General features: G+C 60.9%; 11 protein-coding genes and 1 pseudogene. 5 read left to right on the plus strand and 7 right to left on the minus strand.

Annotated features, from left to right (window positions below; translation table 11 throughout):
* The first annotated feature begins 127 nt into the window (after positions 1 to 127).
* The 3 genes from ACST81_RS19455 to ACST81_RS19465 all read left to right on the plus strand — a co-directional run bounded on the left by ACST81_RS19455 (position 128) and on the right by ACST81_RS19465 (position 4,861).
* Positions 128 to 1,501, plus strand: coding sequence for a glutamate--cysteine ligase (locus ACST81_RS19455; RefSeq protein ID WP_438749967.1), 1,374 nt, complete (start codon positions 128 to 130; stop codon positions 1,499 to 1,501).
* An 89-nt stretch (positions 1,502 to 1,590) separates the two neighbouring features.
* Complete coding sequence (locus tag ACST81_RS19460) at positions 1,591 to 2,424, plus strand: DUF937 domain-containing protein (protein ID WP_438749968.1); 834 nt, start codon at positions 1,591 to 1,593, stop codon at positions 2,422 to 2,424.
* A gap of 241 nt (positions 2,425 to 2,665) precedes the next feature.
* Entirely contained in the window at positions 2,666 to 4,861 is a 2,196-nt protein-coding gene (locus ACST81_RS19465; RefSeq protein WP_438749970.1) for a calcium-binding protein, read from the plus strand.
* A 227-nt stretch (positions 4,862 to 5,088) separates the two neighbouring features.
* Here ACST81_RS19465 and ACST81_RS19470 read toward each other — a convergent pair whose 3' ends face one another.
* Positions 5,089 to 5,382, minus strand: coding sequence for a DUF1127 domain-containing protein (locus tag ACST81_RS19470; protein ID WP_438749972.1), 294 nt, complete (start codon positions 5,380 to 5,382; stop codon positions 5,089 to 5,091).
* A 231-nt stretch (positions 5,383 to 5,613) separates the two neighbouring features.
* Here ACST81_RS19470 and ACST81_RS19475 point away from each other — a divergent pair, with 231 nt between their 5' ends.
* Positions 5,614 to 6,564 (plus strand): LysR substrate-binding domain-containing protein, encoded by a 951-nt coding sequence (locus tag ACST81_RS19475; protein WP_438749974.1) that lies wholly within the window; start codon positions 5,614 to 5,616, stop codon positions 6,562 to 6,564.
* Between the two features lie 594 nt (positions 6,565 to 7,158).
* Here the strand turns inward: ACST81_RS19475 and katG are convergent.
* Positions 7,159 to 9,366, minus strand: coding sequence for a catalase/peroxidase HPI (gene katG / locus ACST81_RS19480; RefSeq protein WP_438749975.1), 2,208 nt, complete (start codon positions 9,364 to 9,366; stop codon positions 7,159 to 7,161).
* Positions 9,367 to 9,474: 108 nt separating this feature from the next.
* On the opposite strand from katG, the gene ACST81_RS19485 reads away from it, so the two are divergent.
* Positions 9,475 to 10,374, plus strand: a complete 900-nt coding sequence (locus ACST81_RS19485) for a LysR substrate-binding domain-containing protein (protein ID WP_438749976.1) — start codon at positions 9,475 to 9,477, stop codon at positions 10,372 to 10,374.
* A 228-nt stretch (positions 10,375 to 10,602) separates the two neighbouring features.
* Here ACST81_RS19485 and ACST81_RS19490 read toward each other — a convergent pair whose 3' ends face one another.
* The 5 genes and pseudogenes from ACST81_RS19490 to ACST81_RS19510 form a co-directional block, all read right to left on the minus strand.
* The gene (locus ACST81_RS19490) at positions 10,603 to 11,478 is read right to left on the minus strand and encodes a dienelactone hydrolase family protein (protein WP_438749978.1); all 876 of its coding nucleotides are present in this window, start codon (positions 11,476 to 11,478) and stop codon (positions 10,603 to 10,605) included.
* A gap of 202 nt (positions 11,479 to 11,680) precedes the next feature.
* Positions 11,681 to 12,463, minus strand: a complete 783-nt coding sequence (locus ACST81_RS19495) for a 3-hydroxybutyrate dehydrogenase (RefSeq protein ID WP_438749979.1) — start codon at positions 12,461 to 12,463, stop codon at positions 11,681 to 11,683.
* A 12-nt stretch (positions 12,464 to 12,475) separates the two neighbouring features.
* Positions 12,476 to 12,571 (minus strand): annotated as a pseudogene (locus tag ACST81_RS19500) (acetoacetate decarboxylase); the annotation flags it as partial.
* 10 nt (positions 12,572 to 12,581) lie between these two features.
* Complete coding sequence (locus ACST81_RS19505; RefSeq protein ID WP_438749981.1) at positions 12,582 to 13,712, minus strand: DUF3734 domain-containing protein; 1,131 nt, start codon at positions 13,710 to 13,712, stop codon at positions 12,582 to 12,584.
* Between the two features lie 233 nt (positions 13,713 to 13,945).
* Positions 13,946 to 14,365: an MAPEG family protein gene (locus tag ACST81_RS19510; RefSeq protein ID WP_438749983.1), complete on the minus strand. Its 420-nt coding sequence runs from the start codon at positions 14,363 to 14,365 to the stop codon at positions 13,946 to 13,948.
* Positions 14,366 to 14,401 lie beyond the last annotated feature (36 nt).

Genomic DNA, 14,401 nt, shown 5'->3' on the forward strand with positions numbered 1-14,401 from the left:
CTGCAAGGTGTTGAAAAATTGAACCGGACTTGAAAGAATTTCACTTGCACCACACGTGAAACCGGTTCAATCACCCTCCTGAATTCTGCCGTCCGGCAGGTTTAAGCCCGTTCAAAAGAAGACGCCCATGGCCAGAGATACCACCGACCAGACGCCGGTTAGCTCCGTCGCAGAACTGACCGAATATCTGGCCGAGGGCAACAAGCCGAAGGACAGGTTCCGCATCGGCACGGAGCACGAGAAGTTCGCCTTCTTCAAGGCCGACAACAGCCCGGTTTCCTATTTCGGCGAGGCCAGCATTTCGGCGCTTCTGAACGGCATGGCGGAAAAGACCGGCTGGGAGCCGATCATCGACGCCGGCAACATCATCGGCCTTGCCGAACAGTCGGGACAGGGCGCGATTTCGCTGGAGCCAGGCGGCCAGTTCGAACTGTCCGGCGCGCCGCTCGAAAACCTCCACCAGACCTGCAAGGAATCGAACCAGCATCTTGCCGTGCTGCGCGAGATCGCCGAACCGCTCGGCATCCGCTTCCTCGGCATCGGCGGCAGCCCGAAATGGACGCTGGCGGAAACCCCGCGCATGCCGAAATCCCGCTACGACATCATGAGCCGCTATATGCCGAAGGTCGGCACGCAGGGCCTCGACATGATGTATCGCACCTGCACGATCCAGGTGAACCTCGACTTCTCCTCGGAAGAAGACATGCGCCGCAAGATGCAGGTGTCGCTCAAGCTGCAGCCGCTCTCGACGGCGCTGTTTGCAAGCTCCCCCTTCACCGACGGCAAGCCGAACGGTCTGCTCTCCTGGCGCGGCAACATCTGGCGCGACACCGACAATCAGCGCGCCGGCGTCCTGCCCGCGGTCTTCGACGCCGATTTCGGCTTCGAGGACTATGTCAAATGGGCGCTCGACGTGCCGATGTATTTCGTCGTCCGCGACGGCAGGTATCACGACTGCACCCACGTCACCTTCCGCCAGTTCATGAATGGCGCGCTGAAAGGCGAGCTGGCTGAGTGGGAACCCAATATGGGCGACTGGACCAACCACCTCTCCACGCTCTTTCCGGACGTACGCCTCAAGCGTTTCCTCGAAATGCGCGGCGCCGACGGCGGTCCCTGGCGCCGAATCTGTGCGCTGCCGGCCTTCTGGGTTGGCCTTCTCTATGACGACGAAGCGCTCGCGGCAGCGGAAGACCTCACCCGCGGCTGGACCTACGAGGACACGCTTGCCATGCGCAATGTCGTCCCAGTTGAGGGTCTCAGGGCCACGCACAATGGCAAGTCCTTGTTCGACCTTGCCCGCGAAGTGCTGTCGATTTCCCGCCTTGGCCTGAAGAACCGCAACCGCCTGAACGGCGACGAGATCGACGAGAGCATCTTCCTCGCGCCTCTCGACGAGGTTCTCGCCAAGAAGGCGACGCTTGCCGAGGATTTGCTCGCCCTTTACAACGGGCGCTGGAACGGTTCGGTCGATCCGGTCTTTACCGACTACCAATACTAGTCCGGCCCCGTAAAAACCGGTTCCCACCTGTCATTTCCTCGTTATAGTGCAACGACATGCGTCGTTTCGCCTGCAGGAGAGAACTGGATATGATCCCGCTTTTTGACATGATGATGCAGGCGCAGAACGGCAACGCCATGGACGTGATGGCCAAGCAGTTCGGCCTTGCCCAGGAACAGATGGCCAAGGCAACGGCGGCACTGATGCCGGCCTTCTCCACGGCGCTCAAGCGCAACACCACCAACCCTTATGATTTCGGCGCCTTCCTCACCGCGATGTCGAGCGGCAACCACGCGCAATATTTCGAGGACATGAGCAAGGCCTTCACACCGCAGGGCATGGCCGACGGCAACGGCATCCTCGGCCAGCTTTTCGGCTCCAAGGAAATGTCGCGGGCGGTGGCCGCTCAGGCGGCTCAGATGACCGGCATCGGCCAGGAAATCTACAAGCAGATGCTGCCGGTCTTCGCCAGCGCGATCATGGGCGGCCTGTTCAAGCAGGCGTCTGGCCAGATGCCCGGAATGGCAAACCCGTTTGCCAACACGCCGATGGAAGCGATGATGAAGCCCTGGCTCGAGGCCTCCGGCTTCGCCAGGAAACCGGAGCCGGCGCCCAATCCATTCGACAATCCCTTCACCCAGGCGATGCAGGGCTTTTTCAGCATGGGCAAGCCGGAAGACAAGCAGCCGACCGCGCCGGACCTGTTTGCCGGCAACCCGTTCGTCAAGGCTTTTCAGGACATGATGGGCGCCGGCACCAATGCGAAGCCCGAGCCTGAAAAGAAGCCGGCGGACAAGAACCCCATGGCGCCCTTCACCGACATGTTCAACAGCATGTTCGACAGCGGGCTGGAAGCGCAGAAGGAATATCAGAAAAGCATCGACGGGCTGTTCGAGACTTATCGGAAGAATACGTCGAAGTAATTAAACTTAATATTCCACCTGCCTGATATTACGACCTCCGATTGACAAAATCCGATATACCGGCAAGATTAATTCATATTCTCTACCAGTATTCGACATGAATTCGCGCAAATGCGGGAGCGAAGCCGCTCGTAAACTGCTTGCGCATGACACGACCGCATTTGCCCGACGACAGAGCGTAGCAGCGGTAGATTCTCAGCAAATTGAGGCGGCGAGCAGGCTATATTAAAAGGGGATGATCATGACGACGACGCCCACGCTGTGGAAGTCCGGCTTCCAGGTGAACACAACCGATGATGGGGTCTATGGTGAAACGCAAAACGGCGCCAAGATCGTAGCCCTCGCCAATGGTCGCTTCCTTGTCGTCTGGGTCGATGATTCCGGCGGTCTATTCGGCTTTCCGGGCCTCGAAGTGCTCGGCCAGATCTTCGACGCGCAGGGACGCCCGGTCGGCAACGAATTCACCGCCGGCTTCATCTACAATGACGACAACCAGCAGGCTCCGGACATCATCTCTTTCGATGACGGCAGTTTTGCCGTCGCCTATCAGACGACGGACGCCGTTCCGATCGGCGACGGCGAAAACATCAACATCGACTATTACAACGCCGATGGCAGCTTCAGCCACAATATCGACCTTCGGCAGAACTTTGCGGGTCCGCCTGGAGTCGATGAGCGCGCACCGTCGATCGTCGCGCTGGCCAATGGCGATGCTGCGATCGTTTACGAGCAGAGCGACAATGGCGCCGCCTCGAATATTGTCGGCCATATCCTTGCCAACCAAGCTGCGGGCACGCTGATCAATTTCGAGACGACGGCGGAAGCCACCCGCGCGGCTGACCTCGCCGTGCTTTCGAACGGCAGCCTGATCGTCGCCTATGAGCGCGATCTGACCATCGGCGCCGGGACCGATTATACCCAGATCTGGTATTCCGTGCGCACAGGCGCCGGCGTGCTGACCCAGAAGCTCGTGGCCAGCACCGACCTCGGCACGGTGGCCAAGCCGGTCATCGCGACGCTGCCGAATGGCGGCTTCGTCATCGCCTGGACGGATTCCGATGCTGGCCCCGGCGCGCCCGGTGCAGTCGCCCGTTATTTTTCCGCACCCGGCGTGGCCGGCGTTGAGATCCTGCGCGAAACATCCGGCATCGGCAGCGCACCGACCGTGACGGCGCTTTCCGATGGCGGTTTCGTGCTTGGCTGGAGCGACGGCACGGCGCACAGCCTGGAAGGCCAACGCTACAATGCGTCCGGCCAGGAAGTCGGCACCGAGTTCACGCTGGCGACGACCGGCAATCCCTCGCAGATGCAGTTCTCACTGCTCGACGACGGTCGCTTCGTCGCAACCTTCACCGCCGATAGTGGCGGCGACAGGGATATCCTGCTGACCATCTTCGATCCGCGCACCAGCCCGATCCAGGGCACCAGCGGCAAGGACGTGCTGACCAGCCGTATCGAGGGGGCTACGGTGCAGGGGCTCGATGGCGACGACTTCCTCTATGGCATGGCGGGCAATGATACGCTGGAAGGCGGCATAGGCGCCGATTACCTGAGCGGTGGAACCGGCGTCGATCTGGCTTCCTACAGCACTGCGGCCGCCGCCGTGACCGCCGATCTCGTCACCCCGGCCAACAATCTCGGCGAGGCCGCCGGCGATCGCTACAATTCGATCGAGCGCCTGATCGGCTCCGATTTCAACGACACCTTGTTTGCCAACAGTTCTTCCAACGTGATCTACGGCGGCAAAGGCAATGACACGCTGGATGGCCGCGCCGGCAATGACACGCTCAGCGGACAGGAGGGCAACGATACGCTGACCGGTGGCGCGGGCGCGGATTATCTGTCCGGCGGAACCGGTTCCGACACAGCCTCCTATACGGCAGCAACCGCCGGTGTCGTGGTCAACCTGAAGGGCCCGGCTGCCAATACCGGCGAGGCCAAGGGGGACACTTATAATTCGATCGAGAACATTGAGGGCAGCGCCCATTCCGACAACCTGACCGGTTCGGATTCCACCGCCAACAGGATTCTTGCCGGCGCCGGCAATGACGTGTTGAACGGCGCGACCGGCAACGACCTTCTGACCGGCGGCGGCGGAAAGGACTACTTCGTCTTCAACACGGCCCTGAACGCCAACACCAATGTCGACACGATCAACGACTATGTCCGGCTGGACGACACCATCCGGCTGGAAGACTCGATTTTCGTCAACATCGCGAAAAACCCCAATGGCACGATCGTTTCGGCCGCCTTCAAGGAGTTGGGCAGCGGCGCGGTCGATTCCAGCGACAGGATCATCTACAATCGCACGACCGGCGAACTCTTCTACGATCGCGACGGCTCCGCCGGGACCTATGGGGCGATCAAATTCGCCGTCATCGACAACACGTCCGGCGTCAATTCCGGTCTGACCTCGGCGGATTTCGTGCTGATTTGAAGGGTCCCTTCAGGCGTCCAAAACGAAAAAGCCCGGTGCGGGCTTGGGACCGCGCACCGGGCAAGCAGCAGGGCATATTGGCTCAACCCTGCGGGGAACGGTAACGCGCAGAGGCGGCTGCGCGTCCCTGTTGCGCGGCGCGTCTTTCGACGCATGAGGAGCGCAACAAAACTTGGAAGCTGCAGGTGTTCCGGTCGCCCGACACCATACTGCAGCGAGGGAATACGTCAATCTTTGCGCGCATTCCTGTAGAAAATATTCGCACGGTTGCGAGAAGCTGCCGTCAGGTGTCGGCCCGGATCTTCGAAGAAGGACGATGTCAGGGCTTCGCGCACCTCATGGCGGCAGAGCCCCATGTCGAGCAACTGATGATCGTCGAGATCGTCCAGACGGCCGATGGCGTTTCGGTTACGCAGCAGGCGCCAGACCGTCTTCATCCCGCCCGTCAGCCCCGTCAGACGGGATGCGGCGGTCAGCTTCCCGGTCAGGGTGAGATCGAGGGTGGAATCGGTCGTGCGCATGATACTTTCTCCTTCTTTTTGGCACGAAGCGACCCATCCCCGCAGGGAGGTCAGCGCGGGGGGCGGGTCGAAACTTTGATGGTGATCCGGTCGGCGCCTTGTAGTGCGGGGCCGGTTGGTTGATGCGTTTTGCAGGTACAAATTCGCAAATCCTTATTGATCAGTCCAACGAATGTTTCTAATGATATTCATCAAACAATTTTATAGGTACTCTCCTGAAGGACCTGGGCCATGGCCGCACCTCTCGATATCGACCAATTGCAGACATTCGTGGCCATTGCCGACACCGGCAGCTTCACCAAGGCGGCGGATCGGGTCTTCAAGACCCAGTCGGCCGTTTCGATGCAGATGCGACGCCTGGAAGAACGGATCGGCAAGCAGCTTTTCGCCAAGGACGGGCGCGGCAACCGGCTGACGGCGGAGGGTGACCGGCTCCTGAACTTCGCCCGCCGGATGATCCGGCTGAACAACGAGGCGATCGCCTCCTTCGACGATAACCGGCTGGAAGGCATGCTGCGGATCGGCACGCCCGACGACTATGCCGACCGCTACATGCCGGAAATCATCGTCCGTTTCGCCAAGACGCATCCGAATGTCGAACTGAACATCGTCTGCGAGCCCTCGGTCGATCTGGCCGAGAAGATGGCGAAAGGCGAGCTCGACATCGCTCTGGTGACGCACAATCCGCGCGCCCGCGCCTCCGATGTCGTGCGCACCGAGCCGCTCTGCTGGGTCAGCTCGATCAATCATCCACTGCCGGAAAACGCGCCCGTGCCACTTGCCGTGGGAAAACGCGATTGCCAATGGCGCCAGGCGGCCTGCTCGGCGCTCGATGCGACCGGCAAGGAATACAATATCCTGTTCACCAGTTGGTCATCGACCGTCGTCGCGGCGGCGGTTCTCGCCGGCATGGCGGTTTCGGTCCTGCCGGAATCGGCTTTGCGCACGGGCATGAAGGTGCTGAGCCAGGCGGACGGCTTTCCGGCGCTCGCTCCGGTGCAGATCGGCATCATGAAGCGGCCGGGCCTGTCGCCGTCCCTGTCGAACGCGATCACCAACCACATCACCGCTTGCCTCGATAACATCACCCCGAACAGCGCGGGCGACGATCTCGACGGTGACATCAAGAGCTTCCCGCGCTATCCGCGCCTGCGCCAGAGCCATATGCTGCCGGGCTGGTAAGCCGCTCATCGTGGCAAATAAAAAGCCGCGCTCTTTCGATTGAATGGGCGCGGCTCTGCTTTACGCAGATTGTATTGCCGTATGGCCAAATGCGCCCGCATGGACGCCCTGCATTAGCTTATCGTCATAAAAATAGTTAATAATCGCAATGGCTTGATCGCCAGCGCAGGGAACTCATAGCCGAAGGCATGACCGAACCCAAGATGAGACGGTGAACCATTTTTGGTCTTATCTGCAGATTGCATGAAAACAGCCGACGAAAGCTGATCTTTCAATGAGGCCGCTTCTGGCTGCGGAATTGGCCCTCTCATTACCCCAGGGCCATCGCATATGAAACATTCCCCCTCCCCAACCCCTCCCCACAAGGGGGAGGGGCTTAACCCGCCGCTCCGTCCATCGTTTGAAATGAGGGCCGGCGGCTGGGTCTCTCCCCCCTTGTGGGGGAGATGGCCGACAGGCCAGAGGGGTCTTTACTCCATATGCGATAGCCCTGCTCACTACCCGGAGTATCGGGAGCCTCAATTCGTTAAGCCAAACAAACACAAACGGCCGCCACCGTTTCCGGCAGCGGCCGTTTCGATTGTCGTTATTCGATCAGTTCAGGTCGAACCGATCCGCATTCATGATCTTGGTCCAGGCCGCGACGAAGTCGCGGACGAACTTTTCGCCGGCGTCGCTCTGGCCGTAGACTTCGGCAAGGGCGCGCAGCTGCGAATTCGAGCCGAAGACGAGATCGACACGGGTGGCGGTCCACTTGACCTCACCGGTCTTGCGGTCACGGCCTTCGAAGACGTCCTTGTCCACTGAGGCAGCCTTCCATACCGTGGCCATGTCGAGCAGGTTGACGAAGAAGTCGTTCGTCAACATCTCCGGACGCTTGGTGAAGACGCCGTGCTGCGACTGGCCGACATTGGCATTCAGGGCACGAAGGCCACCGACGAGCACCGTCATTTCCGGCGCGGTCAGCGTCAGGAGCTGAGCCTTGTCGATCAGCAGTTCCTCGGGCGAAACCGTGAAGCTGGTCTTCTGATAGTTGCGGAAGCCTTCCGCAACCGGCTCGAGCACCGAGAAAGATTCGACATCGGTCTGTTCCTGCGTAGCGTCCGTGCGACCCGGCGTGAAGGGAACCGAGACGTCGTGGCCAGCGTCCTTCGCTGCCTTTTCGACGGCTGCGACACCGCCGAGCACGATCAAGTCGGCGATCGAAATCGTCTTTGCGCCGGACTGGGCATCGTTGAAAGCGGCCTGGATCGCTTCGAGCGCGACAAGCACCGTGCCGAGTTGGTCAGGCTGGTTTGCTTCCCAATGACGCTGCGGAGCAAGACGGATGCGGGCGCCGTTGGCACCGCCGCGCTTGTCGGAACCACGGAAGGTCGAGGCGGACGCCCAGGCGGTGGAAACCAGCTGCGAGACCGACAGGCCGGAGGCAAGGATCTTTTCCTTCAGCGAGGCGATGTCGGCGTCATCGACCAGGACATGATTGATGGCCGGGATCGGATCCTGCCAGATCAGGTCTTCGCTCGGGACTTCCGGACCGAGATAACGGGCCTTCGGACCCATGTCGCGGTGGGTCAGCTTGAACCAGGCGCGGGCAAAGGCATCGGCGAACTGGTCCGGGTTTTCGTAGAACCGGCGGGAGATTTTCTCGTAGGCCGGATCGGCGCGGAGCGCGATGTCACTCGTCAGCATGGAGGGTGCGTGGCGCTTCGAGGCGTCATGCGCATCCGGCACGGAACCGGCACCCATGCCATGCTTCGGCGTCCACTGATGCGCACCGGCCGGGCTCTTCGTCAGCTCCCATTCATAGCCGAACAGGTTCCAGAAGAAGTTGTTGCTCCATTTCGTCGGGGTCGAGGTCCAGGTGACTTCGAGACCGCTGGAGATGGTGTCGCCACCACGGCCGCTGCCGTAGCTGCTGGCCCAGCCGAGACCCTGCTGTTCGATATCGGCACCTTCCGGCTCCGGGCCGACATGCGCCGCATCACCGGCGCCATGGGTCTTGCCGAAAGTATGGCCGCCGGCGATCAGCGCCACGGTTTCCTCATCGTTCATCGCCATGCGGCCGAAGGTTTCGCGGATGTCGCGGGCCGAGGCAATTGGGTCGGGATTGCCGTTCGGGCCTTCCGGATTGACGTAGATCAGGCCCATCTGCACGGCGGCCAGCGGGTTTTCGAGATCACGCTCGCCGCTGTAGCGCTTGTCGTCGAGCCAAGTGCGCTCGGCGCCCCAGTAGATGTCTTCTTCCGGCTCCCAGACGTCGGGGCGACCGCCGGCGAAACCGAAGGTCTTGAAGCCCATGGATTCCAGCGCGCAATTGCCGGTGAGGATCAAAAGGTCGGCCCAAGAGAGCTTGTTGCCGTATTTCTGCTTGATCGGCCAGAGCAGGCGGCGGGCCTTGTCGAGGTTGACGTTATCCGGCCAGCTGTTGAGCGGCGCGAAACGCTGCGTGCCCGACGAAGCGCCCCCGCGGCCATCGCCCGTGCGGTACGTGCCGGCGCTGTGCCAGGCCATGCGGATGAAGAACGGGCCGTAATGGCCGAAATCGGCAGGCCACCATTCCTGCGAATCCGTCATCAGGGCGAAGATGTCCTGCTTGACGGCGGCGAGATCGAGCGTCTTGAACGCTTCTGCATAGTTGAAGGCCGCGCCGAACGGATCGGACAGGGCCGAGTTCTGGTGCAGGATCTTCAGGTTGAGCTGGTTGGGCCACCATTCCCGGTTCGACGTGCCTTCGCCCGCATTGCTGGTGAGCGAGCCGTGCATGACCGGACACTTGCCCGTTTTCTCGACTTTGGCGTCCATGTTTGCCTCCTGTTGATGCGCAATTAGATGGGGTTCGCCGCAACATCGTCTAAATGTTCCATAATTTCCAATTGTATTTAATGCAAATATCGATAGGATAAACTTATCATGATCACCCTGCGGCAAATGCGCTATTTTGATGCTCTGGCGACAACCCGGCATTTTGGACGGGCGGCCGAAATGGTCAATGTCAGTCAGCCGGCCCTATCCACTCAGATCGCCGAAATGGAGCGACACCTCGACGTCAAGGTGATCGAACGCAACCGCAACGGCGCACTCCTGACCCGGCAGGGAGAGGCACTGCTGCCGGACATTCGCGCCATCCTGCTGTCCGTCGATGCGCTGCATGATCGCGCTCGCCAAGCGACCGGTGTGCTTGAAGGCCGCCTCCGGCTGGGAATTATCCCCACCGTCGCGCCCTATCTCGTGCCCAAACTCATTCCGATGATGCGACAGCGTTATCCCAAACTGGACGTGGAGCTGCGCGAATTGCTGACGACCGGCTGCGTCGATGACGTCAAGCACGGCAAGCTCGATTGCGCCATCGTCGCGCTGCCGCATGGAGACGACAGCCTGCGGTCGCGCCCGCTGTTCGTGGACCGCTTCCTGATCGCCAGCGCCGAGGACGAAAACACAGTGCTGGTCTCGCCGATGACGGAAGCGCAGGTGGACATGGACCGGCTGCTGCTTCTCGAGGAAGGTCATTGCCTGCGCGACCAGGCGCTTGCCGTCTGCGGCACGAATGCGGGCCGCAGCGTTGCCAATTATGGTGCAACATCGATGGCAACGCTGTTGCAGATGGTCAGCCATGGCATGGGCATCACGCTCATCCCGGAAATCGCCGTCAAGGACGAGCGAACCCGCAACCGTATGCGCATCGTCCCCTTCGCCGAACCGCAACCCTCCCGCCAGATCGGCCTCATCTGGCGCAACCGCAGCGGCCGCGACAGTGACCAGCAGGCGCTGGCGGCCTTGGTGCAGGAGGCTGCGGGGGAGTTGTTGGGGTGACTGGCAATCGAGCATGCGGAGCTTTACCCCCTTTGTCACTCCGTGACATCTCCCCCACAAGGGGGAGATTGACCGCCTACGATTTGCGCTCCTGACCGTCATACTCGGAAATCTCTGCTCCATAGAGTGAGCGCGGAGTCAGCGGCTCATCTCCCCCCTTGTGGGGGAGATGTCGGCGTAGCCGACAGAGGGGGGTGAGACCGCGAATTCAGATGTATCGGACAATTCTCACACCACCTTCGCCTTCAGGAACTCGACCGTCCGGCCCCAGGCGAGATCGGCGGCGGTCTTGTCGTAGCGGGCGGCGGAGGTGTCATTGTTGAAGGCGTGGTTGACGCCATCGTAGATCTGGATGGTGAAATCCTTGCCGGCGTCGGTCAATGCCTTCTTGTAGGCATCGATGCCGGCATTGATGCGATCGTCGAGACCGGCATAGTGCAGGAGAAGCGCCGCCTTGATCTTCGGCACGTCCTCGGCCGGCGGCTGGGCGCCGTAATAGGCGACGCCGGCCTTCAGGTCGGGCGACGCGACGGCGAGCTTGTTGACCATGCCGCCGCCCCAGCAGAAGCCGATGGCGCCGGCCTTGCCGGTGGCCGCATCGTGCCCGTCAAGAAAGGTGACGGTCGCAACGGCATTCTCGACGGTCTGCTTGCCATCCAGAGCGCCGATCATTTCGCGCGCCTTGTCTTCGTCGGACGGCGTGCCGCCGGCGGGAGACAGGAAATCCGGTGCCAGTGCCACAAAGCCCTCCAGCGCCATGCGGCGGGCGACGTCCTTGATATGCGGGTTGAGGCCACGGTTCTCGTGGATGACGATGACGGCAGGCAGCTTGCCGGCGGCATCGGCGGGACGCACCAGATAGCCCTTCATGTCGCCGCCGGCGCCGGGATAGGTGATGTCCTCCGCCTTCACGCGCGGGTCGGCTTCCGGGATGATTTCGGCCTGGGCGCTGTTGGCGGCAAGCAGCGGTGCGATCGCCGCGGCGCTTGCGGCCGAGCCTGTCAGGATGGAGAGCTTCTGCATGAAGCCGCGACGGTCGAGGGAAAGATGGGTATATTCGTCGTAGGCGTTGATCATCGCCTGGGTGATGACGGGCTTGTCCATTGTTGTTCCTCCGGGTTGCCGCGCATCGCGTAGTCGTTACGGCGCGCGTATGATGGTGGCGGGCAATGCTGAACGTAAGGCAGATCGCTGGGGACCGGACCAACAGAATTGCGGCACGGCGAGCCGGAGGCAACGGCGCAACCGTTAACTTGACGTAAACGTGATCCGGCCGTGAGGACGACGACCGGATCACGGCACCAGCCTATTGCATGTACCAGCCGTGGCTGACGACGAGCGACTGGCCGGTCAGCGCGTTGGTCTCGAAGCCGGCAAACAGCAGCGCCACTTCGGCGACATCCTCGACAGTGGTGAACTCGGTATCGACCGTGCCGCCAAGCATCATCTTCTTGACCACTTCTTCTTCGGAAATCCCAAGCCTCACGGCCTGTTCCGGGATCTGCTTTTCGACCAGGGGGGTCTTGACGAAGCCGGGGCAGATAACATTGGCGCGCACGCCGTCCGGCCCGCCTTCCTTGGCAACGACCCGGGCAAGACCGAGCAGGCCGTGCTTGGCAGTGACATAGGCGGATTTGAGCGGCGAGGCCTCATGCGAATGCACCGAGCCCATATAGATAATCGCGCCGCCCTTTTGCGCCTTCATGTGCGGAATGCAGGCCTTGGTCGTCAGAAAGGCGCCGTCGAGATGGATGGCCAGCATCTTCTTCCAGTCGGAAAAGGCATAGTCCTCAATCTTGTTGACGATCTGGATGCCGGCATTGGAGACGAGCACGTCCACCCTGCCCCACTTTTCAACGACGGATGCAACGCCGGCATTGACGGCCTCTTCGCTGGTGACGTCCATGGCGACGCCGATGGCCTCGCCCGGGCCGGCGGCCGTCAAATCCTTCGCTGTCGCTTCGGCCGCGTCGAGCTTCAGGTCGGCGATCACGACCTTTGCGCCTTCCGAGACATACTTCTTGGCGATCGCCTGACCAATGCCGCTGGCCGAGCCGGTAACGATGCAGACCTTGTCCTTGAGTTTCATGGTTCTAACTCCTCATTTTGCAAGATAATCATGGACCACTTCGCCGAGGCCCAGCGTCAGGTCCGAGAGAATATGGATGGCGGATTTGACTTCAAGCAGTACCTTGTCGCGACGATGGTCATGCCCTGTTGACCCGCTCATGCTTTTCACAGAGGTCGAAGACGCGGATCCCGTTGATCGGACGCGTGCGGCCCTGCCAGTCCGGATGGGTCAGCGTGTGGACCACGTCGTCATGCCCGGCCTTCCAGTGCTCCTCAACGGAAAGCCGCGAGAACTCGTAGTCCTTCGAGCCGCCCTCATAGGCCGCATGCCGATAGATCAGATGCACCATGGTGACGGCGGAATCATTGCCGATCTTTTCAAGCAGCCGCGCATCCGGATCGTCCTTCAGCTCATCCGGCAGTTTCTCCATCAGCCGCTTGGCCGCCATGCGGATGGTTTGCAGCTTGCGGAACTGGTCGGTGTTGAGGCGCGTGCGGCTGGAAAAGCGGATTTCCTTCTCGCGAGCATCGACATCGAAAAGGTCCTTGGGCAGAGATCCCTTGGCACTGAACAGATCGACCTGGAAGATGCACAGGTCGCTTTCCAGTTCCTCGCCGCCGAGAATGCGTTGCAGCGGCGTGTTGGAGACGATGCCGCCATCCCAATAATAGCGGCCATCGATCTCGACCGGTGCAAAGCCCGGCGGTAACGCGCCGGACGCGGCGATGTGCCGTGTCGTGAACTCGCTGTGCCGATTGTCGAAATAGTTGAAATTGCCGCTCATCACGTCAACGGCGCCGAGGCTCAGCCGGATAGCGCCGGAGTTCAGCAGGTCGAAGTCAATCAGGCCGGCCAGCGTCTCCTGCAACGGCGCCGTATCATAAAGGCTGATCGCGGCCATCGGATCGCCGGGAATATTCCAGGGCGCAAAGGCCCGCGGCGTGAAGAAACCTGGTACGCCGGTCAGCGAGCCCAGCATGGCGGCGGATTCGTTGAACCATTTGCGCATCACGTCGCCATTGCCGAAGAAATGGCCCGGTAAGCCCGAGGACACGCGATGCCAGAACGTGCGCAGATTGTCGACACGATGCTCGACGGGGCTTCCGGCGATGATCGCCGAATTGATCGCGCCGATCGAAATGCCTGCCAGCCAGTCCGGCCGGATACCGGCCTCGTGCAGCGCCTCGTAGGCGCCGGCCTGATAGGCGCCGAGAGCGCCGCCGCCCTGAAATACCAGCACGGTCTTTTCTGTCGGAATTGTGCTCACCGGATGCTTACCCCTGGAATGCTGCGTTTGCGAACATACAATACCCGGGTGGGATGTCGCGTTCCGTTTTCGCAGATTAAGTTTTGGTAATGCGGAAAGACGATAAGAAGTTATAATGTATTCATTTCAGATGCTTGCCGGTAACAAGCGGCATCAATTTCCTATCTTTGGCGCGGATGATAATCCAGCTTTGTGCACTGCGCAATGCAACAGAATGTGACGACGGATCGCGGTCACATCATGGCAAGATGCGCGGCGAAAAACATCCACAGCACGAAATTGAGGACGAAGCCGACAACGAACAGCCGCTGGCGGACCATCAGTCGGTTCGAGGTGACATGCACATAGGCATGGGCCAGGCGGCTGAGCACGAACAGCCAGGCGATGATGACGACCGCCTGGCTGACGCCGGCCGTCACGTAGAGAAGCACGCAAACCAGATAGAAGAGCAGCGGCAGTTCGAACTGGTTGATCAGGTTGCGCGCGACGGTGGCGCTCGGCGACGGCTCGATCGTCGGAATCTTGTAGTCATGCGCCTTTGCAGTACCCGCCCGCACGGCGCCGAATCTACGCCGCATCATCAGAAGATAGATGCAAAACACGAGCATGACCTGCGCGATGACGGGCCAGAAGATTGCAGTCGATGTGGGCATGAAGACTCCGTCGATTCGAACCCAAGTTCATGTATG

This window comes from Pararhizobium sp. O133 (assembly GCF_051669845.1).
Classification (GTDB): domain Bacteria; phylum Pseudomonadota; class Alphaproteobacteria; order Rhizobiales; family Rhizobiaceae; genus Pararhizobium.

Coding starts and splice junctions, on each gene's coding strand:
- ACST81_RS19510 (WP_438749983.1), bottom strand. CDS start 14,365: ATGCCCACATCGACTGCAATCTTCTGGCCCGTCATCGCGCAGGTCATG.
- ACST81_RS19495 (WP_438749979.1), bottom strand. CDS start 12,463: ATGAAACTCAAGGACAAGGTCTGCATCGTTACCGGCTCGGCCAGCGGC.
- ACST81_RS19460 (WP_438749968.1), top strand. CDS start 1,591: ATGATCCCGCTTTTTGACATGATGATGCAGGCGCAGAACGGCAACGCC.
- ACST81_RS19465 (WP_438749970.1), top strand. CDS start 2,666: ATGACGACGACGCCCACGCTGTGGAAGTCCGGCTTCCAGGTGAACACA.
- ACST81_RS19455 (WP_438749967.1), top strand. CDS start 128: ATGGCCAGAGATACCACCGACCAGACGCCGGTTAGCTCCGTCGCAGAA.
- ACST81_RS19485 (WP_438749976.1), top strand. CDS start 9,475: ATGATCACCCTGCGGCAAATGCGCTATTTTGATGCTCTGGCGACAACC.
- ACST81_RS19470 (WP_438749972.1), bottom strand. CDS start 5,382: ATGCGCACGACCGATTCCACCCTCGATCTCACCCTGACCGGGAAGCTG.
- ACST81_RS19490 (WP_438749978.1), bottom strand. CDS start 11,478: ATGGACAAGCCCGTCATCACCCAGGCGATGATCAACGCCTACGACGAA.
- ACST81_RS19475 (WP_438749974.1), top strand. CDS start 5,614: ATGGCCGCACCTCTCGATATCGACCAATTGCAGACATTCGTGGCCATT.
- katG (WP_438749975.1), bottom strand. CDS start 9,366: ATGGACGCCAAAGTCGAGAAAACGGGCAAGTGTCCGGTCATGCACGGC.